This is a genomic window from Myxococcales bacterium, assembly GCA_022184915.1.
Classification (GTDB): Bacteria; Myxococcota_A; Polyangia; order Fen-1088; family Fen-1088; genus JAGTJU01.
Genome location: JAGTJU010000001.1, coordinates 1,274,561 through 1,300,394, shown reverse-complemented (window position 1 = coordinate 1,300,394; position 25,834 = coordinate 1,274,561). Strand labels below are relative to the sequence as shown.

At 65.9% G+C, this 25,834-nt stretch carries 17 protein-coding genes and 2 pseudogenes; 5 read left to right on the top strand and 14 right to left on the bottom strand.

The features are described 5' to 3' along the window. Positions 1-49: 49 nt before the first annotated feature. From KA712_05345 to KA712_05335, 3 genes are all read right to left on the bottom strand, one after another. Positions 50-2,893 (bottom strand): protein kinase, encoded by a 2,844-nt coding sequence (locus tag KA712_05345; GenBank protein MCG5052365.1) that lies wholly within the window; start codon positions 2,891-2,893, stop codon positions 50-52. A 142-nt stretch (positions 2,894-3,035) separates the two neighbouring features. Then, complete coding sequence (locus tag KA712_05340) at positions 3,036-4,223, bottom strand: TIGR04552 family protein (GenBank protein ID MCG5052364.1); 1,188 nt, start codon at positions 4,221-4,223, stop codon at positions 3,036-3,038. 339 nt (positions 4,224-4,562) lie between these two features. Next, positions 4,563-6,557, bottom strand: a complete 1,995-nt coding sequence (locus tag KA712_05335; protein MCG5052363.1) for a hypothetical protein — start codon at positions 6,555-6,557, stop codon at positions 4,563-4,565. 331 nt (positions 6,558-6,888) lie between these two features. On the opposite strand from KA712_05335, the gene KA712_05330 reads away from it, so the two are divergent. The 3 genes from KA712_05330 to KA712_05320 all read left to right on the top strand — a co-directional run bounded on the left by KA712_05330 (position 6,889) and on the right by KA712_05320 (position 9,084). After that, complete coding sequence (locus KA712_05330; protein MCG5052362.1) at positions 6,889-7,041, top strand: hypothetical protein; 153 nt, start codon at positions 6,889-6,891, stop codon at positions 7,039-7,041. Between the two features lie 195 nt (positions 7,042-7,236). Continuing rightward, on the top strand, positions 7,237-8,358 hold the full coding sequence (locus KA712_05325; GenBank protein MCG5052361.1) for a sugar kinase: 1,122 nt from the start codon (positions 7,237-7,239) through the stop codon (positions 8,356-8,358). 33 nt (positions 8,359-8,391) lie between these two features. Continuing rightward, positions 8,392-9,084, top strand: coding sequence for a bifunctional 4-hydroxy-2-oxoglutarate aldolase/2-dehydro-3-deoxy-phosphogluconate aldolase (locus tag KA712_05320; GenBank protein MCG5052360.1), 693 nt, complete (start codon positions 8,392-8,394; stop codon positions 9,082-9,084). Here the strand turns inward: KA712_05320 and KA712_05315 are convergent. The 4 genes and pseudogenes from KA712_05315 to KA712_05300 all read right to left on the bottom strand — a co-directional run bounded on the left by KA712_05315 (position 9,078) and on the right by KA712_05300 (position 14,447). Further along, positions 9,078-10,208 (bottom strand): MFS transporter, encoded by a 1,131-nt coding sequence (locus KA712_05315; GenBank protein ID MCG5052359.1) that lies wholly within the window; start codon positions 10,206-10,208, stop codon positions 9,078-9,080. The two genes, KA712_05320 and KA712_05315, sit on opposite strands and share 7 nt — an antisense overlap. A 237-nt stretch (positions 10,209-10,445) precedes the next feature. After that, positions 10,446-11,480: pseudogene (locus tag KA712_05310) on the bottom strand (histone deacetylase). Beyond that, positions 11,477-12,944: pseudogene (locus tag KA712_05305) on the bottom strand (sigma-54 dependent transcriptional regulator). The pseudogenes KA712_05310 and KA712_05305 overlap by 4 nt, the downstream one beginning before the upstream one ends. Positions 12,945-12,974: 30 nt before the next feature. Then, positions 12,975-14,447, bottom strand: coding sequence for a HAMP domain-containing histidine kinase (locus tag KA712_05300; protein MCG5052358.1), 1,473 nt, complete (start codon positions 14,445-14,447; stop codon positions 12,975-12,977). A gap of 43 nt (positions 14,448-14,490) precedes the next feature. Between KA712_05300 and KA712_05295 the strand changes: the two genes are divergently transcribed. Beyond that, entirely contained in the window at positions 14,491-16,044 is a 1,554-nt protein-coding gene (locus tag KA712_05295; GenBank protein ID MCG5052357.1) for a protein kinase, read from the top strand. 126 nt (positions 16,045-16,170) lie between these two features. Here KA712_05295 and rpsI read toward each other — a convergent pair whose 3' ends face one another. The 5 genes from rpsI to asnS all read right to left on the bottom strand — a co-directional run bounded on the left by rpsI (position 16,171) and on the right by asnS (position 22,131). After that, positions 16,171-16,569, bottom strand: coding sequence for a 30S ribosomal protein S9 (gene rpsI, locus KA712_05290; protein ID MCG5052356.1), 399 nt, complete (start codon positions 16,567-16,569; stop codon positions 16,171-16,173). Between the two features lie 22 nt (positions 16,570-16,591). Then, positions 16,592-17,038 (bottom strand): 50S ribosomal protein L13, encoded by a 447-nt coding sequence (gene rplM, locus KA712_05285; protein ID MCG5052355.1) that lies wholly within the window; start codon positions 17,036-17,038, stop codon positions 16,592-16,594. A gap of 168 nt (positions 17,039-17,206) precedes the next feature. After that, complete coding sequence (locus KA712_05280; protein ID MCG5052354.1) at positions 17,207-18,391, bottom strand: aminotransferase class I/II-fold pyridoxal phosphate-dependent enzyme; 1,185 nt, start codon at positions 18,389-18,391, stop codon at positions 17,207-17,209. A 137-nt stretch (positions 18,392-18,528) separates the two neighbouring features. Continuing rightward, positions 18,529-20,712 carry a S9 family peptidase gene (locus KA712_05275; GenBank protein ID MCG5052353.1) on the bottom strand — a complete coding sequence of 728 codons (2,184 nt, stop codon included), beginning with the start codon at positions 20,710-20,712 and terminating at the stop codon, positions 18,529-18,531. A gap of 18 nt (positions 20,713-20,730) precedes the next feature. After that, positions 20,731-22,131 (bottom strand): asparagine--tRNA ligase, encoded by a 1,401-nt coding sequence (asnS, locus tag KA712_05270; GenBank protein MCG5052352.1) that lies wholly within the window; start codon positions 22,129-22,131, stop codon positions 20,731-20,733. Positions 22,132-22,252: 121 nt separating this feature from the next. Here asnS and KA712_05265 point away from each other — a divergent pair, with 121 nt between their 5' ends. Beyond that, the gene (locus KA712_05265; protein ID MCG5052351.1) at positions 22,253-23,518 is read left to right on the top strand and encodes a PLP-dependent transferase; all 1,266 of its coding nucleotides are present in this window, start codon (positions 22,253-22,255) and stop codon (positions 23,516-23,518) included. 24 nt (positions 23,519-23,542) lie between these two features. Here the strand turns inward: KA712_05265 and kbl are convergent, their stop codons facing one another. Continuing rightward, positions 23,543-24,715 carry a glycine C-acetyltransferase gene (gene kbl / locus KA712_05260; protein MCG5052350.1) on the bottom strand — a complete coding sequence of 391 codons (1,173 nt, stop codon included), beginning with the start codon at positions 24,713-24,715 and terminating at the stop codon, positions 23,543-23,545. Between the two features lie 30 nt (positions 24,716-24,745). Beyond that, positions 24,746-25,777 (bottom strand): L-threonine 3-dehydrogenase, encoded by a 1,032-nt coding sequence (tdh, locus tag KA712_05255; GenBank protein ID MCG5052349.1) that lies wholly within the window; start codon positions 25,775-25,777, stop codon positions 24,746-24,748. Between the last annotated feature and the right edge of the window lie 57 nt (positions 25,778-25,834).

Sequence of the window (25,834 nt, the reverse complement as noted above, 5' to 3'; positions counted from 1 at the left end):
ACCAAGGGCCCTCAGCCGCACAAAGGAGACGCTCCCGACGCGCCGCCTGCTACTCGAGCTCGGCCTTCGCCCGCTCGAGGCGCCGAGCAATCCCGCTGTTGCCGGGATCGACGCTCGCCGCCCGTTCGTAGGCCGCGATGGCCTGCTCGTACTGCTTGAGGCGGTAGTAGGAATCTCCGAGCAGCACGAGGTAGCGGGTGACGTTGGGTGCGAAGCGGAGGCTCCGGCTCGCAAGTGCAGCCGCGCGGGAGTACTGCGCCTCCTCGAAAGCCACCTCAGCGAGCCCGCCCAGCGCAGGCGCGTGATTCGGATCCGCTTTTTCTGCGATCTCGAACTCCTGCTTGGCGAGCTTGATCTGCCCTTTGTCCAAGGCCTGCAGTCCACGGTCGGCGGCCTCCCTCGCCCTTTGTCGATCGGCCGCGGACGCCGAGCCCTTCGAGCTTCCTTCGGGCTCGGGAGCCGACGGGGTCGGGATTTCGCGAGGCGCCCGGTCCGTCTTGCGAGGCTCCTCCACCGGCGCCGACGCCTTGCTTCCTTTCGTACGCCGACGCGTATCGAGTTCGGGCGGGGTAGCCTGCTCGGCAGGGGGAACGGCGGGGATGGCCACGCTTTCTGCGACCTGGGCCTCGGGCGCTGCCGCCACCTGCGCGGCACCGGTTGGACCATCGTCCACCATGTACTGCACTTCGCTGCCCCGCATGAGGGAGACGGCGGCCACCGCCACCGCCCCGGCGGCCACGGCCACTGCCGCGCCAATGACGAGCCCCACACGCCCTCCGGAGCTCGCCCGGAAGCGCTTGGCCAAACGCTCGTGGCGGAGGGGGTCGACCGGGGGCAAAGGCAAATCGTCCCAGGCGGTGCGTACCCGAGCCTCCAGCTGGGCCTCGCACAGCAGGGCCTCGACATCGGCCATGGTCTGCGGGCGGCGCGCCGGATCCTTCTCGAGCATCCTGAGCACAACGTCTTCGAGCGGCTTGGGGATGCTCTTGGTGATGCGCTCGTTGATGGGGTCGGGCGCATCGGTGGCGTGCATCGCTAAGGTCTCGACGGGAGTCAATCCCTGAAAGGGGACCTCGCCAGACAACATCTCGTACGCCATGACGCCAAGGGCGTAGATATCGCTGCGTCGATCGTTGCCCCCGCCCGCAGTTCGCTCGGGCGCCATGTACTCCGGCGTGCCCATGACCTTGCTGCCACCGCCGGACTGACCGAGCAAGCCCGCAATCCCGAAGTCCACCACCTTCACGTAGTCGTGACGACCGTCTCGCTCGATGAGTAGAACGTTGTCGGGCTTCATGTCGAGGTGCACGATGCCCTTCTCATGCGCAGCGCCGAGCGCTTTTGCCACCTGGCGAAGCATGGGAAAGACGCGCTCCGGCGGCAAACGACGGCAGCGCTTGATCTCCCGCGCCAGCGAGGGGCCGTCGAGGAACTCCATGACGAAGAACACCCGGCCGTCGGCCACCTCGCCCCAGTCGGTGACGTCGCAGATGTACGGGTTGCCGATGCGTGAGGCGGCGCGCGCCTCTTGGCGAAACTGCTGCAGCACGTGTTGGTTCTTCAGCAGGTCGGCGTGTAGCAGCTTGAGGGCTACCCGCTTTTCGATGTCCACGTGTTCGGCCGCGTACACCACACCCATCCCCCCTTCGCCAAGCTTCGCCAGCGCGCGATAGCGGGTGCCCGGGATCACCTCTCCCACCGCCAGCTCGCCCTCCACCGGCACGGGGGTTCTCCGCCGGGACTGAAAATCGGTGAGGGTGTTCGTGGTGTTACGCCCCTGCGAGGTGGACAGCGGCGATTCCGCTTCAATCCGCGCCGCCAGGGCCGTGAGCTCGGCCGCCTCCTCGGCCAACTCCCGCCCGAAGAGCTCCGTCACGAAGCCTCGCACCTCCGCGGGGCCGACCGAGACGTTGCGGCTCTTTTGAAAAGCCGAAAGCTCTGCCCGGAACGTCGCCACGTCATTCGGGCGCTGCGCGGGATCAGGGTCGAGCGCCAACAGCAACAGCTCGTCGAGCTCGGTCGGAATGGAACGGATGGGCCCTTCGAGCTTCGAGGGGGCCTCTGGTCTCCATGCGCCCAGGCGCAAGGTCTCGAGGTGCGGCTTCGCGCCTCGAGCGGCCAGGTTTCGCCCCGTCAGCGTTTGCCACAGCAGGGCCGCCACGGCGAACACGTCAGAGCGTTCTGAGGCAAGGTCGCCCCTCACCAGCTCGGGCGCGATCAGGGACGCCCTGCCCACTTCGCTGTCTTCGAGGTCCTCGATCCGAGGCGCAAGGCACGAGCCGTAGTGCGTCACCTTCACGGCGCCATCGACGCCCAGCAAGATTGAACCTGCGTGCAAACCCACCGTGGAGGTGGCGACCCCCGTGGTCTTCGCCTCGTTGCTCCGAACGAACTCCGTGGCGAACGCCACTTCCATGGCGATGTGAACCGCCAGTTCCGGCGGAATGCGAACGGCGGCCCCTTCGGCGCGCTTCAGGAAGGCGGCCAGATCCCGACCCTCGACCAGCTCGCAGACGAAGAACAGGCGGTCCCGGTCATCCGCCTGCGGCAGCGGGCCCACCCAGGATTCTGGCTTCGTGCCGCGGCCGGTCTCGGTGCCAGCCTCGGTCGAGCCAACGTCGTAGACCTGGACGATGTTGCCGTGAACGCGGCTGACCAGCCACGCAGCCTCCGCACGGAGTTCGTCCCGCATCCCCGGGCGCCCCGTGAGCGCATCGCCCAGGATGTTCACCACGCAGAGCCGATCCGGTCCTTCGGAACGCGCCGCTACATAGACCTCGCCCCGGCGATCGGAGGAAATCTGACGCACCAACTCCACATTCCCGAAGGGAATCGGGAAGAGCCGCTCGGCCTCAGCGGCCTTGGCGCGTAGTCCTGTAGGACTCTGTGGCATAGGCGCGGCAACTGTAGCATGGCTTGGTTAACGATTCCAGCTACATCGATGGGGCACGTGCAGCATTGCTGCGACGCGTCTCCAGTCTCGACTTTCTGGTTGCCCTGCTCGAGGCCGGCCCTTGGGGCCTAGCGTAGGTAGGTCAGTCCTGCTCTTTGAGTCCGTGGATGAGACGAGCACGCACCCGGTTCGCCTGGCGCTCCTTGTAGCGGGCGTGGCTGTTCTCCCCCTGCTCGTTGCGCTCGGCCGTGCGGGTGTCCATGATCTGGAACTCCGTGAGCACATACACCACCGGTCCAGCTTCCTCGAACTCGGGGTCGTCGGGCGCTTTGTTGAGGTAGGTGTCGATGCGAACCGGGAGGTCAGCCACCAAGTTGATCACCCGGTAGCCCGGCCCCGAGAACTCATTTTGTACGGCAGGCTTTTTGTCAGCAGCCTGCTGCGACAGATCCACGAGATCCGGCAAAAAGCGCTGGAGATGGGGAGAGCCTTCGATGACACTGCGCAGTTCGACGATGTCATTCACCGATTGCCCGGGGATCACGTAGTTGAAGGGAACGAGCCTGTGCACGAGCTCCTTGAGCACGTACATCAGCTCGTCTTCTGTTTGCGTGATCATGCGGAAGCGCAGCTTGTCGTAAACGTGTGCCGCGATGGTTTCCTTCTTCGCCATCAGCTTGGTTAGCAGGCTGTTGGCGTTCTTCCGGCTCCACTCGAACTCCACCACTGAAAACCCGGCGCTTCGCATCTCTTCGACCGTGCGCAAGACCTTCTCTTCGACCAGATGAAAAATCTGCTCGACGGTGATGGGTAAACGCGTGAGGAGTTCTCTCCCCTCGAGGTGTTGCAAGACGTGCATCACCTTCAAGATCGTGCAGGCGTAGGCGCGGCGCTTGCCCTTCGTGGATGCGACGAGGAAGAGATCCCGCGCAGGCATGCTCTCGGCCAGCTCATCGGGAATGCGAAAGCCGAGGTGACGCTCGAGGTAGTCCACGGCGCGTTCCCGCAGGTCCTCCAGCCGGTTGATGTCCTCGACCCGGGCAGGGTCGAACTCGTTGACACGCAAAAAGCGATCGACCTGGTCGTACGTCTCGAAGTAGGCCCGGTGCCAATCGATGACCGAGCCTCCCCGCAAGAGGTTGCGAATTGCCGCCAAGTCTCCGAGGTCGAAGGTCGCGAACGACGGGTCCGAAAACGCGGGGGCGCGACCCGCCGGCGTATCGGGTGTCGCGGCGTCAGACAGCGACGAGCCCACGCGCCCCCCTGACGGGAGCAGCTGTTCGCTGCTCGCCTCGGCGACAGGTTGGAACTGCGTCTCTGGCGAACTCACGGTCGTAAACGGACAAGGGTCGTCTTTACGCGGGAACGCCTGAGTGTAGGGCGCAGGAAGCCGCGGTTCAAGACAATGCCTGCGAATCTCGCGATGAGGCGGAATTCGCGACGGGCGGACGCCCGAGAGACAGTGTGGCCCAAAAAAGGCCCAATGCCGAGGCGCCCATGAAAAAGTTTCCGATGATTGCGATCATCCCTACAAAATCCTACATTTGCGCACTTTGCGCAATCGGCCTCCGAGAGTAGGCCCTAGCGGGCCGGAATCGTTCGTCTATCTACTCGTCGTCTTCCCCAGTGCAAGACTTGAGGCCACGAATCCGGGCCACGCGTGAGCTGGTTACCTGCGCGTCTTTGCCCGACGGCCCGCCGCCAGGGCGAGCACCAGCATGCCCCCGCAAAGGGACGCCGCCACCGTGGCCCAGCGGCGCGGGACCTCTTGTCCGCGTCCGTCGAAGATGACCGCGACCACCGCTGACGTGGCGAGGAGCCCGGCCCACATCACCTGCTGTCCCACCGCGTACACGAGACGCGCCCCCTCGTGGAGGTTGGCCACCACCACCTGCGACCCTCCACGGTTGGCCTGCGCCAGCCACCGACGCATCTCGCCCGGGAGGGCCAGGGCGGCAAGTGCCGCCTCTCTCGTGGCGTCCATGGCCGCATCGGCCAGCTCCTGCCCCTTTCCGAGGAGGAACCGCTCGAGGTAGGGCTTGATCACCTGCGCAGGGTTCATCTCGGGATCGAGCGTGGTGCATACCCCGAGCAACAACAGCAGCGCGCGCTCGAGCAACACCCAGTCCTTCGGGACGTGAAAGGCGTCACGCAAATCGCCGAGCGAGACGTTCATGTCCCGCAGGTCGAGCAGGCTCTCCAGCTTTTGCTCCGCATCGAAACGGATGTCCTTGAGAGAAAAGCCCTGCACCATCACCTCGGCACGGAGCTTGTCGTGGAAGTACTCCACGACGCGATCGAAGACCTCGGGGTCCGCCTTGCGCGAAATGAAGCCCATCTCCTTCATGGCAGAGACGAGGCGCGCGGAGTCTCGTGTCATGGTGCCCTGAAGGAAGTTGATCATCCCCTTCCGCATTCCCTCCGACACGTGTGCGGTGGCACCGAAGTCCAGGAAGATGATCGCGGGGCTGCCATCGGGTCGCTGCTGAACCAACAGGTTACCGGGGTGAGGATCGGCGTGATAGAAGCCATCGACGAAAATTTGCTGGCAGTAGGCATCCACGAAAAGGCGTGCCACGGCTTGGCGATCGATGCCCTCGGCCGCCAGGGCCTTGAGATCGGCCACCTTCGTTCCGGGCATCCACTGCGTGACGAGGACCCTCGAGGTGCTGTAATCGGCCATCACCTCCGGGAACAGCACGTCCTTACGCCCCGTAAAACTAGCAGCAACTCTCCGCATCGACTCTGCTTCGCGCCTGTAGTCGAGCTCGGAGAGCACCATCTCGCGGATCTCGCGGTAGGTCGTATCGAAACCCCAATCAGGCAGGAAGCGCTTGAGGACCCAGAAGATGCGCTTGAGGGCCCTCAGATCGACCCGCACGATCTCCTCGATGTCGGGGTATTGAACCTTCACCGCCACGTCTTCCCCCGTGGCAAGCCGGGCTTTGTGCACCTGCCCGATCGAAGCAGAGGCCACGGGGATGCGGTCGAAGGCTGCAAACACCTCGTCGGGGCCTCGGCCTGCGTATTCCTCGAGCAAGCGCGCCTCGATGTCCTCGTAGGGCCGCGGTGGCACTTTGTCCTGCAGTTCCTCGAGCTCCTTGCGGAAGATCTCGGGAAGGAAGTTCGCCATGATGCTGATCAGCTGCCCGACCTTGATGAACAGACCCTGAAGGTCCACCACGGCTTCCTTGATGCGCCGAGCGTTCCTGCGGTGGGCGCGCTCCTCGGCGCGCAGAGCGGACTCTTCGGTCCGCAAACGCGAGGTCACCTTCAGCAGGAGATACGACACAGACACCTGGCAGGTGACCCAGTAGACCCTCCAGAGCCGCTGGACCGGGTTGCGGCTCGAGCGCCCCGTGCCAGGCCGCGTCCGGGACCGTGTGTCCTCGGGCCGGGGCGGCAGGGGGGTCCGCCGGAGCGGGGGCGGCCCCAGAGGGGAGGTCGAATGCGACGCGTCGACGCCGAGGGGCAGGGCGGGCGCGGCTTCGGTGCCAAGTCCCGCGATCTGGGGCGCCGAACCCTCGCTCGAGGCCCCCGCGGGAAGCGGCGGCGGCGCCGAGCGACGCGCGGGGCTAGGCCCACCGGTACGGCGTGCCTCACCGGCCCCGGGCAGCACGTCTGCCAAAGCCAGCTCTTCCGTTCGGTCGTTTGAAGCCCCCACGGCGCCAAGCATAGCCCGGCTGCGCGGCGACACGCCAACCCGGAGGCCCGCTCGAAGTGATATCCTTCGTCGGCGATGGCAGCCGATAGACGATTCACCCCGCCCCCGACGGGATCTCCGTCGCCGCCCCCGCCGAGCGCCGAGGATCCCCCCCCTGAAGACGCCGAGGCCCGGGACGGACGCTCCGACGGGGCAGAGAGCCGCGACAAGGACCGCGGCGTTTCGGATTTCTTCCGGCGCGCCGTTTCGGCGGGTTTCGAGGGCTGCGAACCGATCCAAGGACGATATCCTTCGGGTCGCCACGGGTGAGATCCGCTCCTGGCTCGATCGCATGGATCTCGACCGAGAGATCATCAAGGCCTTGCAGAAGCTCACTTTGGAGGTGAAGGCCGAGATTCGTTTTCGGGCCAACGACGAGGGCAAACTGCTGCCCGAGACAAAAGCGGAAACGCGGGTGCGCGGGCCTCGATCCAGCAGCGAGTAACCGCCGCTGAAGGTGCAGGCGTCGCTCGACATGAACGCAGGACGGGCTTACCCCTACCCCGCCCCGGTCAGGTCGGCTATCGTGCTGTCCGCCCGTCGCACCGTTCATTCTCGGCGCAGAGCGCGCCTCGAGGGGTTCTAGCGTGCCCCCGGTGCGGACGGCATCGTCAACCTCGTCAACGGAGTTTCGCCCCCGATGTCCACGAATGTCTCCCCCACCGCTGGCCTTTCCATCAAGCCCAAGCCCGCGTGCCGCTACGACCTGGTCGCTCTCGGAGAGGTCATGTTGCGGCTGGATCCAGGGGATGGCCGGGTGGCGACCACCCGCAGCTTTACGGCCTGGGAGGGTGGTGGCGAGTACAACGTGGCCCGCGGTCTCAAGCGTTGTTTCGGCTTGGACACAGCGGTCGTGACGGCTTTTGCGGACAACCCCGTGGGCAGGCTGCTGCAGGACCTCATCTACCAGGGAGGGGTCGACCAGACCTTCGTCAAATGGGTGAAGTACGATGGCGTGGGCCGCGATGTGCGCAACGGCCTGAACTTCACGGAGAGAGGCTTCGGGGTGCGCGCCGCCGTGGGCTGCTCGGACCGGGGGCACACCGCGGCTTCGCAGCTCGAGCCGGGGGACATTGACTGGGAGCATATCTTCGGAAAGCTCGGCGTACGCTGGTTCCACACGGGCGGGATCTTTGCGGCCCTCTCCGAGACCACCGCGCAGGTGGCCCGTGAGGCCATGACGGCGGCCCGCAAGCACGGCACGATCGTCTCGTACGACTTGAACTACCGGCCTTCCCTCTGGCAGGGCATCGGGGGACACGCCAAGGCCCAGGAGGTCAACCGCGAGCTCGCGAACTACGTCGACGTGATGATCGGCAATGAAGAAGATTTCTCCGCTTCGCTGGGCTTTGAGGTCGAGGGCATGGACGACAACTTCTCCGAGCTCGATCCGGCCAACTTCCGCAAGATGATCGAGGTGGCTCGCAAGGCCTACCCAAACTTCCAGGTGGTGGCCACCACGCTTCGCAACGCGAGGACCGCATCCCTCAACGACTGGGGTGCCATATGCGCCACCGCGGAGGGGTTCTTCGTGGCACCCGTGCGAGAGGATCTCGAGATCTACGACCGCGTGGGCGGCGGTGACTCGTTCGCTTCGGGCCTCGTCTACGGGTTCCTTTCGGGCAAAGGTCCGGCCTACGCCGTGGAATGCGGCGCGGCCCACGGTGCGCTTGCGATGACCACGCCGGGGGACACCAGCATGGCCACGCTGGCAGAAGTCGAACGGGTGATGAAGGGCGGCGCGGCCCGCGTGGCCCGATAGGGCCCCACGAGAGGCGCCGAAGGGAGGACACCGATGCCCGCTGCAAACAAGACGGAGGTGCTCCGCTGTATTCACGACGGCGGGCTCGTGCCCATCCTTCGCACGCCCACCTCCGAAGACGCATTGGAGCTGGCCGACGTGCTTCGCGAAGCGGGGCTTCAGGTGTTGGAGATTCCCCTCACGGTGCCCGGCGCGCTCGAGGCCATTCGAGAACTGGCCGTGAGCTTCTCACCCGATTTGATGGTCGGTGCCGGAAGCGTGCTGACCATGGAGCAGGCGCTGGCCGTTCATGAAGCCGGGGCCCGGTTCATGGTCATGCCGGTCTTTGACGCCGCCATCATTGCCTACTGTCGAGGCAACGGGCTGGCCTGCTTCCCCGGTGCGCTCACGCCCACGGAGATCTACATGGCTTGGCAGGCCGGCGCCGACGCCGTCAAGGTGTTTCCGGCCTCGGCCGTGGGGGGCCCTTCCTACCTCAAAGCCGTCAAGGCGCCTCTACCCGATATCGAGCTGATGCCCACGGGGGGGGTGACGCTCGAGAACGCTGCCGCCTACATTCAAGCCGGCGCCTTTGCGCTGGGTGTCGGCGGGGACCTCACGGACGTTGCGGCGCTCAGGCAAGGACAGCGCGCTCAGCTGGCAGAACGTGCCCGGATTTATCTCGAGCGGGTGCGCGAGGCCCGCGTTCAACGGCGCATCACAGAGCTGCCTCCCCCCAACTACTGAGCCGCCGTCAGGGGCGCCTCGTTCAAGGCCGGTAGGCGCGCCGCCATCGCAGCCGCCACCCCGAAGCCCAGGGCCCCGAGCGCGTAGGGTCCCCACGGGGCGATGTATTCGTACGCCAAGCCTCCCGCGAGGGGGCCCAGCGCCCGTGCGAGCGCGGAGAGCGATTGCATCACGCCCAACGTCATCCCCTGGATGCGCGGCCCCGCCTTCCTCGAAGTGTAGGAAGACAAAGACGGCATGCACAACCCGTTTCCCGCCGCCAAAACGCCCGACGCACCAATCAGCAGTGCCAGAGCGACCGTGCCGGAAGGCCAGGCGCTGAGAGCAAGTCCAGCAAAGCCAAGGGCCAAAAGCGACACCCCGCGACCGAGCAAACGGACCTCTCCGAAACGCTTCGTGAGCCGACCGATGAGACCACCCTGCACCACGGCCGCCACTACCCCGACGAAGCCGAACAGGGCCCCCGTGCCTGCCACACCGAAACCAAAAATGTCTTCGGTGAACAACCGATACGTCATCTCCATCCCCGAAAACCAAAACGTCACGGAGAACATCAGCACGACGGCCAGACCCACGCCCGGCACGGCCGTAACCTGCTTGAGGGCCTCCACATCGAGGGGCACGAAACGGCGTCGAATCGTGGCAGGCACGCCTTCCGAGGCGCCTTGCGCGCTGACCACCAACGATTCGGGCAGGCGACGATACGCCAAGACCAAATTGACGAGCGATGCGCCGGCGGCCACGAAGGCCGCCAGGGGGCCTTCGCGCCCGAAGACCTGCACGTGGCCCAGCACACCGCCGAGCGGCGGGCCCAGGATGAAGCCGAGGCCAAAGGCCATTCCAATCATGCCCATGCCGCGGGCTCGTGTTTCGGGCGTGGTGATGTCGGCGATATACGCCTGCGCCACGGCGATGTTGGCGGTGGCGATGCCGCTGAACACCCGGGCGACGAACAGCAGGGCGAGCGAGTTGGCGAAGCCGAGCAGCGACATACCCACGATGTTGGCGGCGATGCTCCAGAGCAACACCGGCCGCCGACCGATGCGATCGGAGAGCCGTCCCCAAAACGGGATGAACACGAACTGCATGACCGAGTACGCGGACCCCAGCAGGGCGGCGACCAAGTCACTGGAGCCGAAAGTGGCGGGCGACGCCCGGAAGGAAGGGCACCACCAACCCGAATCCCAGAAGGTCGAGGAAGACGGTGAGGAATATCGTGCCGAGGGAGGCTTTCTTCATGGCAGAGCCACCGCCCGGGGAACGGCGGTGGGCAGCGTTTATCGCATGTGAGGGCCGGTGTCACACCCGGAACGTGGGGATTTCGTCCCTGCAGCGGCTACGCAGCGTTCCAGGCATACCGGCTATGGCAAGCGCCAGTATCCCCCCAGGGCGTCCCGCGTGGCCCGCAAAGCGCCGCCCGCGCGGGCCGCGCCCGTGGTGGGAAAGGTCTCGGCTTTTGCGCCCGCAAGCACCTCCAGGCACGCGTGGACCGAAGCCGACAACGCCGAAAGATCGTACCCGCCTTCCAGCATCAAGACGAGACGGCCCCCGGGCGGTGGCCCCAGCCCACCTTCACGAGCGCCGAGGTCATCGCGGCGAACCCTCGCTCGCCAAGCCGCATGCCACCCAGCGGGTCGGCCGCGTGGGGCGTCGAAACCCGCCCGAGACGAGAACCAGATCGGGCGCGTAGGCTTCCGCCACGGGCAGGACCAGATCGCTGAAAACTGCCCCATAGTCTGCATCGGTCTGTCCCTCCGGCAGGGCGCAGTTGACGGTATACCCCGCCCCTTCTGCCTTCCCGACCTCGTGGGAAGCCCCCGTACCCGGGTAAAGCGGGGGGGTACTGGTGCGTGGATACGAAGAGCACGTCACGCCGGGGACTCGAACGCGTGCTGCGTGCCGTTGCCGTGATGGACGTCCCAATCGACGATCAGCACGCGCTCGGCACCCAACCGCAGCCCGGCCTCGGCGGCGATGGCGATGTTGTTGTACAGGCAAAAGCCCATGGCGCGCCCCCGCTCGGCGTGATGCCCCGGCGGACGGCAAAGCACAAAGGCATTGTCTGCCTCGTGATGCCAGACGCGCGTCACGGCCTCGACCGCGGCCCCCCGCCCGCGAGACACGCGGCCGTGTAGCTGCCTGAGGACATCCGGGGTGTCGGCGTCGAGATCGGCCACGAGTCCATCAAAGCTTCGTAACCGATCGATGTGCCAGGGCTCGTGAACGGCTGCGAGCTCCTGGTCAGACGCTTCGCGGGCCGCGGCGATCTCGACCCCCCTGACGGGATGGGCCGCCAAATGCCCCAGCACGGCCGCGAGCCGGGCGGGAGACTCGGGATGCCCCGGCCCCGGGTCATGGTCCAACCAGCGCGGGTCGGAATAAACGAGGGTGCTCACGCCGGCTCCGCGTCAGGCACACCCGATGCTTCGGGTGCGGTGAGCCCGTCGGCGTCGTCCCCGGCGCGCTCGCGGCCAGCGATCACGCCGATGCCGTACTTTTCGAGCTTGTAGTAAAGCGCGCTCGTCTTGATACCGAGCTTGCGGGCGGTCTCTGTCTTCACGCCCCCCGTCTCTTCGTAGGCGCGAAGGATGAGCTGCCGCTCGAGATCGTCGAGCACCTCGGGTAAAGGGCGGTCCCCCCGCGGGAAGCGGAAGCAAGTTGCGTGGCGGGGTTTGCCGAAAGACCGGCGGAAGCGCCTCACGTGTGATCGTCTTGCCCTCGGCGAAGACCAGGGCTTGTTCCACTGCGTTCTCGAGTTCACGAACGTTGCCCGGCCAGTCGTAACCCAAAAGCCGTGCGAGCGCGTCGGGCGCGATGTCTTCGACCGAGGGATTGAGGCGCGGCGCCTGTTTGCGGATGAAGTGCTCGACCAACAACGGGATGTCTTCGCGGTGCGCGCGGAGCGCCGGCACTTCGCACGCCACGACGTGCATGCGGTAGTAGAGGTCTTCGCGAAAACGCCCGGCTTCCACTTCGGCCTTGAGGTCCCGATGGGTGGCGCTGATCACCCGGACGTCGACCTTGATCGTCTCCTCGCCGCCCACGCGCTCGAACTCTTGCTCCTGAAGCACCCGCAACAGCTTGACCTGGAGCGCCGGCGACATGTCGCCCACCTCGTCGAGAAAGAGCGTGCCCTCGTGCGCAAGCTCGAAGCGTCCCAGCTTGCGCTTGACGGCGTGGGTGAAGGCTCCCTTTTCGTGGCCGAACAACTCGGATTCGAGGAGCGTCTCTGCCAAGGCGCCACAGTTGACCTTGACGAAGGGCTTATTCGCACGCCGCGACCGGTTGTGTAAAGCGCGCGCCACCAGCTCCTTGCCCGTGCCCGACTCTCCGTGGATGTGTACCGCCACGTCGGCTCCCGCGACCTTTTGAACGAGTGCGAACACGGCTTGCATGGGCGGGCTGCGGCCCACGAGCTCGGCGAAGCCGTAGGGCGTGGCGGCGTCGGAGCGCAAAGCTTCGGCCTCGGCTTCGGCGCGCAACCGCGCGTGACGCTCTCCCCTCACCTCCAAGGCCCGCTGCACCTTGAGGCGCAAGACCTCAGGCACGAACGGCTTTTGGAGGAAGTCGAGCGCTCCCAGGCGCATGGCCTCCACGGCCGTCTCCACGTTGCCGTGGGCGGTCACGATGAGGGTGGGCACCGACGGATCGGCATCCCGCACCGCCTCGAGCACCGCCATACCTGACATGCCGTCCATCTTGAGATCCGTCACGACGAGGTCTGCGCCGCGGGCCTTGAAGAGCGCAAGCCCCGCTGCCCCGCCAGAGGCCACATCCACCTCGTGACCCATCCGCCGCACCGTCGCGGCCATGCCTTCCCGCATGGTTTCGTTGTCGTCGATGACCAGAACGCGCGCCATGGCGTGATTCTAGTCTCCTTGCGGCGAGGCTTACAGGCGAATGCGAAAGCAGGCGCCGCCCTCGGGCGCATCGTGCAACGTCAGGGTGCCCCCGTGGTCGGCCACGATCTCGCGGGCCAGCGCCAATCCAAGACCTGTGCCCTTTTCACGCGTGGTAAAAAACGGCGTAAAGATCTGAGAGCGCAGCTCGTTGGGCACACCGGGACCGCCGTCGCGGACCTCGATGAGGCAGCCGGGGGACGTCCCGCGAGCGGCCAGAACTACGGGGCCTCGCGGTGCCGCCGCAAGGGCATTGCGCAGCAGGTTGAGGAGCAACCGTCGGAGCTGTCCCCGATCGGCTTGTACCGCGGGCTGCCCGACGAGCTCGATCTTCACGAGGGCATCGCCAGGAGCCGCCACCTCCACCAATTCCTCGAACAAGGGCGCAAGCGGCACCTCTTCCGGCACCGGCACGGCACGGCGGGCGTACTCGAGGAAATCGGTCACCACGGCGTTGAGGTACGACAGCTCACGCTCGAGGCGCGCCACTTCCGTCAGACGTTCGGGTTGGTCCTGGAGCCCCTCCCGGAGAAGCCCGGTGAACAACGCAAGGCCGCCCAGGGGATTTCTGACTTCGTGGGCGATGCCTGCCAACATCATCTGCATGCGTTCGTCGCGGGCCGCGACCGCACGGCGCATGTCCTCGAACCGCTGCGCGAGCCAGCCAATTTCGTCCTGCGTTTCCGCGGGCACGGGCGTCTCGAATTGCCCGTGCCCAATGCGCAAAGCGGCCTCGGACAGGCGGCTCACGGGGCCCGTGATCCGTCGTGCCACCACCACCACGACGACGAGGAGCAGCCCCAGCACCCCCACGCCCCACAGAAGCAGCCAGCGCTGAAAGCGCTGCAGGGGCGTGTAGTAAGTGGCGTCACCTTCCACCATCACCACCCCGCCTGCCTGCCCGGGCGCCCCCACGGCGGCGTAGGCGCGCTTGTAGGGACGTCCGTCCTTGCCCGTGAACAACGGTGAGGCCGTGGCTGTACCCTCGAGCGCACGCCTCATCTCGGGTTCGTCAGCGAGCACTTCGTGCGCGCGCGCGCCCAGAGCAAGCCGCTTCGACGTATCGATCCGACCCGAAAAATCCGGCCCGAGAAGCAGAACCCGTCGTAGGTCGAAGCGCGCCAGCGCCAGGTCCAACTTGTGACTGACGTTGGCGTGCGTGCGCGAGCCCTCGTCACCCTCTCGGAGCGCCTGCACCTGTTCGGGCAAGATCTGAACGGCCACGGCCACCGCCGCGGCAGCAAGCCTGCGGCCGAGCTCGTCTTCGAGAAGCGCATGGGCTCGCTGCTGCGCAAACACGGCATACAGGGCGACACCAGCCACCACGGGCACCAGCATGGCGATGAACAGGCGCCGTGCCAGACGCCCCCGGAACGGCCCGAAGGATGAGAGAGCCTCCGGCATCGCCACCGCGTCACCATCACTGGGCGGCGCTCCCAGGATTCGACGGCGGGAAGCACTCATCGCATCAGTTTAACCGAAGGCACGATCAATGTATGATGCCGGCGTGCCGTGGTCCGAGCAGGAGGCGTTGGACGAAACCGTGGCCGTGGGTGGCCCACGGACGGTTCGTAACGACCTGGGCGCAACCGTGCCCGACACACCGTTGTCCGTAGCGCAAACCGCGTACACCGTGGACCGCCCTCCCGTGGCCCGGGAGATGGCCCCGGGGGACGATCCCCTGATCGGCAGCGTCATCGATCACTTCGAGGTGCGCGGGCTCCTGGGCGAAGGTGGCATGGGCCGTGTGTACTTGGCCCACGATCTCAGCCTCGAGCGCCCCGTGGCCCTCAAGGTCATGCGTGAGGAGTTGGCCGACTATCCCGAGCTCGTCGATCGCATGATCATGGAGGCTCGGGCGCAGGCGCGTATCCAGCACCCACACGTGGTGGCGATCTACTACGTCGGTCGGTACCGCGGAGCTCCTTACTTCGCGATGGAGTTCGTCAACGGCCAGACCCTCGAGGACCGGATGAAGAAGACCGGTCCGATTCCCTGGGTCGAGGCCCTCGAGTGCATCATCCAAACCGCACGGGCCCTTTTCGCTGCCCACCTTCGGGGCATCGCCCACCGGGACGTCAAGCCTTCGAACATCCTGATGAGCCACGGCAGCCTCTACCGATCGAGCAAAGTCGAGATCAAGGTGGCAGACTTCGGCTTGGCCGCGCCCATCGGCAGCACCGAGGAGCACTTCGCCGGAACGCCCCGGTACGCCGCACCCGAGCGGATCGACGGTCGAAAGCCGGACCACCGGAGCGACATCTACTCTTTGGGCGTGGCGTTTTACGAGATCCTCACGGGGCAGCCACCGTTCGATGCCAAGTCGATGACGGATCTGTTCGCCAAGCACATGAGCGCGCCCCGGCCGCCCATCTCCGAAGACTTGGCGCCCTGGCGCCTGCGTCGTCTCGTGAGCGAAATGATGGACGCCGATCCCTTTCGCCGCCCCGCCACCTATGAGGAACTTCTCGAGCGGCTCATGGCCCTACGTCCCAAGCCCGTGGTCGCCGGCGGCGTTCCCGCACGGGCCACCGCCTTGGCCATAGATCTGGGCCTCGTGGCGGGCACGAGCGAGCTCATCAGCGGTGCGCTCCAGCTGGGCGATAGCGCCGGCAGCCTTACCGCCTTGGGTCTGCTTGCCACGTACTACCTCGTATGCCACCGCCTGTGGCAGCGTACGGTGGGAAAGCGCATGCTGGGCTTGCGGCTTCAGGGCACCGACCGCGCCGTCACCTTGCCCCGGCTCATCCTGCGCTTTGCCGTCGAGTTCTGGGCCCCCATCATGGCTGTGGTCATGATCGCGTTCCAGGTGGGCGCGGCGAGCGACATGGTGGACCTGGGGGCAGCCACCGACCAGATCGGGGCCATCGTGGGCGTCAACAAGATCCCGGTACTGGAAGAGGCCACCCAGCCTCTGCTCCGCCGCGTCTTGCTCCCCAACGTCATTCTCGTCGTACCCTGGATCGCGGGCTTTCTCTTGGCCCTTTTCGACGACAACCGGCAAGCGCTCCACGATCGCGCGTCTCACACGAAGGTCGTGTACGCCGTGGGCGAAGGCTGAGCTGGCACTCCGCGACCGGGGTCCGAGGGGCCGCGCCAGCGGCCAACCGAGGCGCAACGGCCACGCGCACAATGAAAAAAGGCCCACCCGAAGGTGAGCCTGTTTCCGTTCCTGTCTCGGCGCGGGTTAGCGCTTGGAGAACTGGAAGCGCTTGCGGGCGCCGGGCTGACCGTACTTCTTACGCTCTTTCTTGCGTGCGTCGCGGGTCAAGTAACCGGCCTTCTTCAAGGTACCCCGGAACTCGGGGTTGTAGCGCGTCAGCGCGCGGGAGATGCCGTGACGGATCGCCTCGGCCTGACCGGAAAGACCACCGCCCTTGACCGAGCAGAACACGTCGATCTGCCCAGCCAGGTCGGTCAGTTCCAAAGCCTGGCGGAACACCATGCGCGAGGTTTCCCGTCCGAAGTAATCCTCGAGCGTCCGGCTGTTGATGGCGAACTTGCCTTCGCCGGGCTGAAGCCAAACACGGGCGACCGCTTCTTTGCGGCGACCGGTGGCGTAGTAATTGGTCTGCTTGTCAGGCATCGTGCGTGAACTCCGAAAGGGCTTAGAAGGCGAGTGGCTTCGGCTGTTGAGCCGTGTGCGGGTGTTCGGTGCCCGCGTAGACCTTGAGCTTTTTATAGATCCGGCGGCCGAGAGGGCCTTTCGGCAACATGCCCCACACGGCGCGCTTGACCAAGTCGGTCGGGCGGCGGGCGTTGAGCTGTTGCGCGGAGTAGGACTTGAGTCCGCCCGGGAAGAGGGTGTGGTCGTAGTAGGTCTTGTCAGACCACTTGTTGCCCGTGAGCTTGACCTTGTCGGCGTTCAGCACGACCACGAAGTCACCCGCGTCCTGGTGGGGCACGAAGCGGGCGCGGTGCTTGCCACGAAGCACGGCGGCGATTTTGGTGGCGGCCCGGCCGAGAGTCAGGCCCTGGAGGTCGGCCACGTACCAATCACGGTCGAGCGGTTCGGCCGTGATGGTTTTGCGATGATGCACGGGTGCAGAAGACATGGGGTGCGTTTTCTACTCGTGGTGAAAGTTGTTGTCAAACCGTTCTTGGGGGCGAAGGCATGCAAAGTGCGCGATTTTTTGACAGCTTCCGCCGTCGGGGGCCGATTGACCGATGACGAGGGGCGCCACGGCGGAAGCGCATTGCGCCAACGTCCCGGAGGCGTCAGCTCATACCTTGGCCAAAAACCGGCCGATCGCCTGGCAGGCTGCCTCGACCCGCTCGTCGCTTTCAATGAGGGAGAAGCGCACGTGCCCTTCGCCCCCGGGCCCGAAGCCCACGCCCGGAGCCACGGCCACACCGGCCTCCTCGAGCAGCCTCGCGGCGAACGCCACGGCGCCCTCTGGGGCGAAACGGTCCGGGATGCGGGCCCAGACGAACATCGTGGCCTGAGGTGCGGAGGCGGGCCAACCTGCGGCGGTGAGGCCTCTGACGAGCACCTCGGACCGGTGGCGGTAAAGGGCGCGGATGCGGGCAACGTCTTCTTCGCAGTCCAAAAGGGCCGTGGCCGCCGCGAGCTGGTTCGGCGCGAAGATCCCGTAGTCCATGTACCCCTTCATCGTGGTGACACTGCCCACCAGCTCCGGGTTGCCTACGGCGAAGCCCACCCGCCAACCCGGCATGTTGTAGCTCTTCGAGACCGTGAAGAACTCGATCGCCACGTCGCGTGAGCCCTCCACCTCGAAGATGCTGGGGGTCTGGCGGCCCTCGAAGGTGAGATCGGCGTAAGCCAGGTCGGAGATCACCCACAGAGATTCCCGCTTCGCCAGGGCGACCACCCGCCGGTAGAAGTCGAGGTCGGCCACGGCGGTCGTGGGGTTGTGAGGGAAGTTCACGATCAAGCCTTTCGGCTTGCGAGGCGCCCGCGCGAGCGCCGCTTCGATTTCAGCGTAGTGGTCGAGGCCAGGAGCCACACGCACCGGCACCGGCTCTCCGCCCGCGATGAGCACGCCGAAGCGGTGGATGGGGTAGCCGGGATCGGGGCTGAGCACGCAGTCGCCCGGCGCCACGATGGCCAAGAGCAAATGTCCGATGCCCTCTTTGGACCCGATCGTGATCACCGCTTCGGTATCGGGGTTGAACGTCTGGCCGTACCGGCGCTGGTACCAGGTACAGATGGCCTGCCGCACCTCTGGCAGCCCCTTGGACGGCATGTAGCGCTGAAAGCCCGTGCGGCCCAGCTCGGCCTGAAGGCGGGCCACGACGGCCTTCGGACTGTCCCCGTCGGGGTTGCCGAGACCGAAATCATAGATTTCACGCCCCTCGGCGCGCAGCCGCGTTTTGAGCTCGTCGACGCGAGCCAGCACGTAAGGGGGGAGGTTTTTGAGACGTTCGAAGCGAGAGGATCCAGACATCGTGAGGGAGGGGGGAAAATACCGGAACTCGCCCGCCGCGTGAAAACAATTCCGCGGCAGGCCTACGACCCCCGGTCGTGAATGCCGAGCCGCGCGGGGTGGCCGTGAGGAAAGCGTGGCCGACGAAGCCGAGCTCGTCACAGGTGTTCGAACAGATAGTCCCCGATGCGGGCCCACAGACGTTCACGCACCTCGGGATCTCCTATCTGATGCGTCGTTCCAGGCAGCGGCAAAAAGTCGAACCTGCGGCCGCTCCGGAACAGAGCGTCGGCCAGCTTGAGCCCGTGAAAAAAATAGACGTTGTCGTCAGCGGTCCCGTGCACCAGCAGAAGCGGCCGCTGGAGCCTTGGGGCAAGGGGCAACAGACTGGCCGACGCATAAACTGAGGGGGCGCGGGCAGGAAGGTCGAGGTAGCGTTCGGTGTAGTGGGTGTCGTAGTCGTGCCAGTCCACGACCGGAGCCCCTGCCACGGCGACCTTGTAGACGTCGGGTCGACAGAGCACGGCTTGTGCCGCGAGCGTGCCGCCGAACGACCAGCCGTAGATTCCCACGCGGGACAGGTCGAGCTCGGGAAACGCCGCCCCGAGGGCCCAGAGGCCGGCCACCTGATCGCCCAGGGGCACCTGGCCGAACGCCCCCTTGACGGCACGCTCCCAGGCGCGCCCCCGGCGCGGGGTGCCGCGGTTGTCGATCGCCACCACGATGGCACCCCGATCGGCCAACCATTGATCGAAGACGTAGTGCCTTTGGTCGGCCCTCACCATGAGCGCGTGGGGACCGCCGTACACGTGAACGATGACGGGGAGTTTTTGGCCGGCCACGGCGTGGCGCGGCCGGATCAGCGCCGCGGCAAAGCCCTCCGCGCCAACGCTCGTAAGCTCGAGATTCACGGAAAAGGGCGGCACCTCCGCGCACGCAGGGAGCTCACCCAGCCGGCGGCCGTCCCCATCGATGAGACGCACCGTGGGCCAGCGGGTGCTCGACACCCGGTTTTCCACCAACAAAGGCGCCTCGACGGGCCCCCCGGTGACCACCCACGTGACGTCGCCCCGCTCGCTCGCGCCCTGGTGATCGGATGCGGCCCCGAGTGGGGCTGGGGCAAAGGCGCCCTGAGGCGCGAGGGAGACGCGGGCGACGTGGCTGTACAGATGGTCGCCGAGCAGCACGAGCGCGGTGTTTGTAGCGGCTTGCACAGCCACCAACGACAAAAAACCCGCGTCCGGGGGAACCACCGTGGCCTCCAGCGCGCCGGTGGGGGAACGCAGCTGCAACGAGGGGGCGCCGTCCGCCTCGCTCACGTGCAAAATTCCTCGGCCATCCGGTAGCCAGCGAGGCAGCTTCGGGTCCAGGTTGATCCAGGCCTCGTCCTCCTCGGTGAAGGCAACGTGTGTGCGTCCGCTCGCGACGTCGACGAGCAGCAGCGCCGCCTCCCGTTGGTCACGGGATTGCACCCAAAGCAACGGAGGGGCTTCGGCCGCGTGCCAGGAGACCCTGGCCAGGTAAGGGAACCGCTCGTGATCCCAGACCACGGGTACCGGCGGCTCCCGGCCCTCGGCGTCCAGGATGTGAAGCGTCACCCGGGCGTTCGCCTTTCCAGGGCGTGGGTAGCGAAAGCTGTGGGGGGCTCGCTCCGGATGTGCGGGATCGGCGATCACGAAGCGCTCCACCTCGCGTTCGTCGACCAACGACACCAGGAGCTTGTCGCCCTGCGGGGAATACCAGGTCCCCTCGAAGCGGTGCATCTCTTCCTGGGCCACGAATTCCGGCAGGCCAAAGGCGTGGTCGGGCGCCCCCCCTGTCGTGAGGCGCACCGGGGGAAGACCCCGGGCCGTCAGGGGAAGGCGCCACAGGTCGTGGTTGCAGACGAACGCCAGGGCATCGCCGGTCGGCGAAAACCGCGCGTCCATGACGGGAGGGTGATCGGCGGGCAACAGCGACCACGTCTCGCCGCTGTCGCGGGACACGCCGTAAAGCGCGCCGGCCAGCGGCAAGAGCACCCAGCGCGCGTCGGGGGAAAGTGCGAAGCTCACGAGGCCCGTGTCGGTGATCCGCTGGCGCTCTCGGCGCGCCTTTTCGGCCTCGGAAAGCGGGCGCTCGCCTCCTTGCAGTTGGGCGGCCGTACACAGAAGACGTGTACGCCCCGTGGCGACGTCGTACTCGAAGAGATCGTGTCGGCTCGAACGCGCCTCGCTTCGAAGGAACAGGACCGCTTGGCCATCCGGCGCCACGACGGGGTGAACGGGGCGCCCGAGCAAAAACCCCTTGGTTTGGGCGAACGCACGGAGAAAAGATGCGTCTTCGGCGGATCCCGGAAGGCTCATGCTATCGCTCTTTCCCTCTTAGAAGTCCGCTTGCTTGGGTGCGCGCGGAAACGGGATCACGTCACGAATGTTCTCGATGCCGGTGGCATACTGGATGGCCCGTTCGAAGCCCAAGCCGAAGCCCGCGTGGGCGACCGTGCCATAGCGGCGCAGATCGCGGTACCACCAGTACTCGGACTTGGGAAGCGCCAGCGCCTCGAGACGCGCATCGAGCACGTCGAGCCGCTCCTCGCGCTGGCTGCCGCCGATGATCTCGCCGATCCCGGGTGCCAGGACATCCATGGCGGCCACCGTGCGACCATCGTCGTTGACCCGCATGTAAAACGCCTTGATGTCCTTGGGAAAGTTCAGAACTGCAACGGGGCGGCCGACGAGATCCTCGGTGAGGTAGCGCTCGTGCTCCGACTGCAGATCCATGCCCCACGCCACGGGATACTCGAAAGCCTTCGGGGCCTTTTCGAGGTGAGCGATGGCCTCGGTGTAGTCCATGCGCTCGAACTCGGCGTCGATGAGCTTCCGGACGCGCGCGATGCAGCCCGGATCGATTCTTTCTGCAAAGAACGCCATGTCGTCCGCGCGTTCATCGAGAAGGGTCTTGAAGATGCTCTTCAAAAACGCCTCGGCCAAGGTGACGTCGTCGTTCAGGTTGGCAAACGCAATCTCGGGCTCGACCATCCAAAACTCGGACAGGTGACGGCGGGTGTGCGAGTTTTCGGCACGGAACGTGGGCCCGAACGTGTAAACGCGGCTCAAGGCCAAGCAGTAGGCCTCGACGTTCAACTGGCCCGAAACCGTGAGGAAAGCGGGTTTGCCGAAAAAATCCTGGCCGAAATCCACCTGCCCCGAAGGCGTGCGGGGCGGGTTTACGGCGTCGAGGGTCGAGACCCGGAACATGGCTCCAGCCCCTTCGCAGTCGCTCGCCGTGATGATGGGGGTGTGGACCCAGAAGAACCCGTGCTCGTGAAAAAAGCGGTGGATCGCTTGCGCGAGTGTGTGACGGACGCGGGTGACGGCACCGATGACGTTGGTCCGCGGCCGGAGGTGCGCGACCTCGCGCAGGAACTCCATGGAATGGCGCTTCGGCTGCATGGGATAACTCTCCGGGTCATCCACCCAGCCCACGACCTCGATTGACGTGGCGTGAAGCTCGACAGCCTGCCCCTGCCCCTGCGAAGGCGCGAGCTGGCCGTGGGCGCGAACGGCGCACCCCGCGCTCAACCTGAGCACCTCGCTTTGGTAATTGGACAGAGCTGCGGGGGCCACAACCTGAAGCGGGTGGAACCCCGAACCGTCACTCACGTGCAAAAACGAAAGACCGGCCTTGGAATCGCGCCGTGTCCGGACCCAGCCTTCGACCGTCACCTCGGCGCCGGGAGCCAGGGCACCCGCGATGAGCTTCGCTACAGAAACCGTGTTCATGGAGTGACGGTGAGTATAGTCCGGGTACGGGTCCGTCTCACCTAAAGCAAATGACCTTCGGGCACGGTACGGCCTTGCGCATCTGGGGGTCCGGCCTCAGGCTGAAGGAAGGGGGAGAACGATGTCCAACGGTCGAAGCAAGGCGCCCTACCTCGTTCGGCCGCCCACGGCGGTGTTGACCCGGGGGTTCGATCCCCGCCTCTCGGTGGGGTCGGCCCGTCCGGCGGTGTTCCGCTCGAGCACATATGTGTTCTCGAGCCCCGAGGCCGCGGAGCGGGCCTTCGCCATCGCGCTTGGCCGGTCGCGGCCCGCGGAGGGCGAGAGCGTCGATCTCATCTACTCGCGCTTGTCCCACCCCAACGCCGAGATCCTGGAAGACCATATCGTCCCGCTCGAACCCGGTTCACGTGCGGCGGCGGTCTTCAACTCGGGTATGGCCGCCATTTCCACGCTGTTCCTCACGTTCTGCCCGCCGGGCAGTTCCTTCGTGTACACCACGCCCATCTACGGGGGCACGCAGCACCTGATTCACCAGATGCTGGAGCCCCTCGGGCTCGAGGCGATACCCGTCAAGGCCGGACAGACTGAAGCGATGACCCGCGCCATACGCGAGGCCCGCAATCTGAAGCTGGTGTTGATCGAGACGCCCTCGAACCCAACCCTGGTGATGACCGACATTCGGGCGGCGGCCGCGGCCGTGGCTCAGCACGAAGGTGACGGAAAAACGCGCCCCCTCGTCGCCGTCGACAACACATTCATGGGCCCCGCTTTTCAGCATCCGCTGGAGCTGGACGCGGACTTTGCCGTGTACTCGGCCACCAAGTTTCTGGCTGGGCACAGCGACATGCTGGGCGGCGTGATCATCGGACGAGACCCCGACCTGCTCGAGCACTTGCGCGGCACACGTGCCATCCTCGGCAACATCCTGCAGCCGGACGAATGCTGGATGCTCGACAGCCGCCTGCCCACGGTGGAGCTGCGCATGTCCCGGCAGGCGAAGAACGCGGAGAAGGTGGTGGCCGCCCTGGCCCGCCATGCCAAGGTCAAAGAGGTCCACTACCCCGCTTCCTTCATGGACCCCAGCCAAAAGCGCATTTACGACGCCCAGTGTACGAGCCCTGGCTCGGTGTTTTCTTTGCGGGTGGCGGGCGGCAAGCGCGGTGCCTTCGACTTCCTTCGTCGGTTGAAGATCGCGCACAACGCTGTGAGCCTGGGAGGCGTGGAAACGCTTGCCTGCCATCCCGCCACCACCACGCACTCGGAGATGTCGGAGCAGGAGCTCCGCGACAACGGGGTCAGCGACGACCTCGTCCGGATTTCGATTGGGGTCGAGGATCACCGGGACCTGACCGCCGATTTCCTGCAAGCGCTCGACGGCCTCACCTAAAACGGCCTCGCCTAAATTGGAGGCTCAGGGCCATAGCTCTGCCTTCACCGCCGCGAACTCGGCGAGGGCGAACCCAAGGTCGTCTTCGCTGTGGGCCGCCGAGAGCTGCACCCGGATGCGGGCCTGGCCGTGAGGCACGACGGGGTAGAAGAACCCCACGACGTAAATGCCCCGCTCGAGTAACCGGGCCGCCATACGCTGCGCCAGCACCGCATCGCCCAACATGATCGGCACGATGGGATGTTCACCGGCCCTCGTGGTGAAACCGAGCGCCTCGATACCTTCGCGGAAGAACTTGGCGTTCTCGGCCAAGCGATCGCGCAAAGCGGTGCTTTCGGCCAGCACGTTCAGCACCTCGACAGAGACGGCGGCGATGACGGGAGAGAGCGTGTTCGAGAACAAATACGGGCGGGAACGCTGGCGCAGCATCTCGACCACGGGCCGCCGCGCACTCACGAATCCGCCAGCCGCCCCCCCAAGCGCCTTGCCGAGCGTGCTGGTGACGATGTCGACCCGACCCATGACCTGACGAAACTCTGCCGTCCCCCGCCCGGTTGCGCCCAGAAAGCCCGTGGCATGCGAGTCGTCCACCATCACGATCGCTCGATGTTTGTCCGCCAAGTCGCAGATCGACCGCAGATTGGCGATCGTACCGTCCATGGAAAACACGCCGTCGGTGGCGATGAGGCGGAACCGGGCGTCGCGGGCCCTTTCGAGCTGGGCCTCGAGGTCCGCCATGTCGTCGTTCTGGTAGCGGAAGCGCTGCGCCTTACAGAGCCGGATGCCGTCGATGATGCTGGCGTGGTTGAGCGCGTCGCTCACCACCGCGTCCTGGTCCGATAACAAGGTCTCGAAGAGGCCTCCGTTGGCGTCGAAGGCAGAGGAATAGAGGATCGTGTCCTCCATGCCCAAGAACTGGGAGATGCGGGCCTCGAGCTCTTTGTGGATCTCTTGGGTGCCGCAGATGAAACGCACGGACGATAGGCCGTACCCCCACCTTGCGAGTGCCTCGTGAGCCGCGGCCACGATGCGAGGATGGCTCGACAGCCCCAGGTAATTGTTGGCGCAGAGGTTCACCACCCGTTGCCCGCCCGAGAGCTCCACCTGCGCCCCCTGGGGACTGGCCAGGATCCGCTCGGTCTTGGCGAGGCCCGCGTCCCGGAGTGCTTGAAGTTCCGCTTCGAGGTGGCCTTCCATCGTTCCCAGCAAGGCGTCTTCCTTTCTCGCTCAGAGACTGGCCCACTTCAAGATGACCTTGCCACAGTCCCCCGAGGCCATCACGTCAAAGCCCTTCTCGAAGTCCGTGTACGCAAAACGGTGGGTTATGACGGGGCCAATGTCGAGGCGCCCCTGCAGCAACACCGTCATTTTGTACCAAGTTTCATACATCTGCCGGCCGTATATGCCCTTGATGGTGAGCATGTTCGAGATCACGCGGTTCCAGTCGATGGCGAAGGGGGCGTCGGGCAAGCCCAGGAGTGCGATTTTGCCGCCGTGGCACATGTTGCCCACCATGTCGGTGAAGGCCTCCGGGTGGCCGCTCATCTCCAGACCCACATCGAAGCCCTCGCGCATACCGAGACGCACGCGCGCGTCGGCCACGCTCTCAAAGCGCACGTCCAACGTCAGGGTGGCGCCCATGCGCTTGGCGAGGGCGAGCCGGTCGGCGTTGACGTCCGTCACCACGACGTGTCGGGCCCCTGCATGACGAACCACGGCCGCGGCCATGAGCCCGATGGGCCCAGCCCCCGTGATGAGGACATCTTCGCCCACCACGTCGTAGGTCAAGGCCGTGTGCACCGCATTGCCGAAGGGATCGAAGATGGCCATCACGTCCTTGTCGAGTCCGGGCGCATGACACCAGACGTTGCTCTGGGGCAGCGCCACGTACTCTGCGAAGGCTCCCGGGCGGTTCACCCCAACCCCTTTTGTCTTGTCGCAAAGATGCCGGCGCCCCGCCATACAGTTGCGACAGTGTCCGCACACCACGTGGCCTTCCCCGCTCACGACATCACCCACCTTGAACCCTTTGACGTTGGACCCTACTTCGGCGATCTGTCCGACGAATTCATGTCCGATGACGAGCGGAACCGGGACGTGTGCGGCGGCCCAAGCGTCCCACTTGTAAATGTGCAGATCCGTGCCGCAGATCCCCGTGCGAAGGACCCTGATCAAGACGTCGTCGATGCCGATCTCCGGCAGCGGGACCTCTTGCAGCCACAAACCGGGCTCGGCGTTAGCCTTGACGAGAGCTTTCATCGTTCGGGCGCGACCTTGTGCCGAGAGCTCCACGTTCGAAGTGTAGCCGGCCCGAAG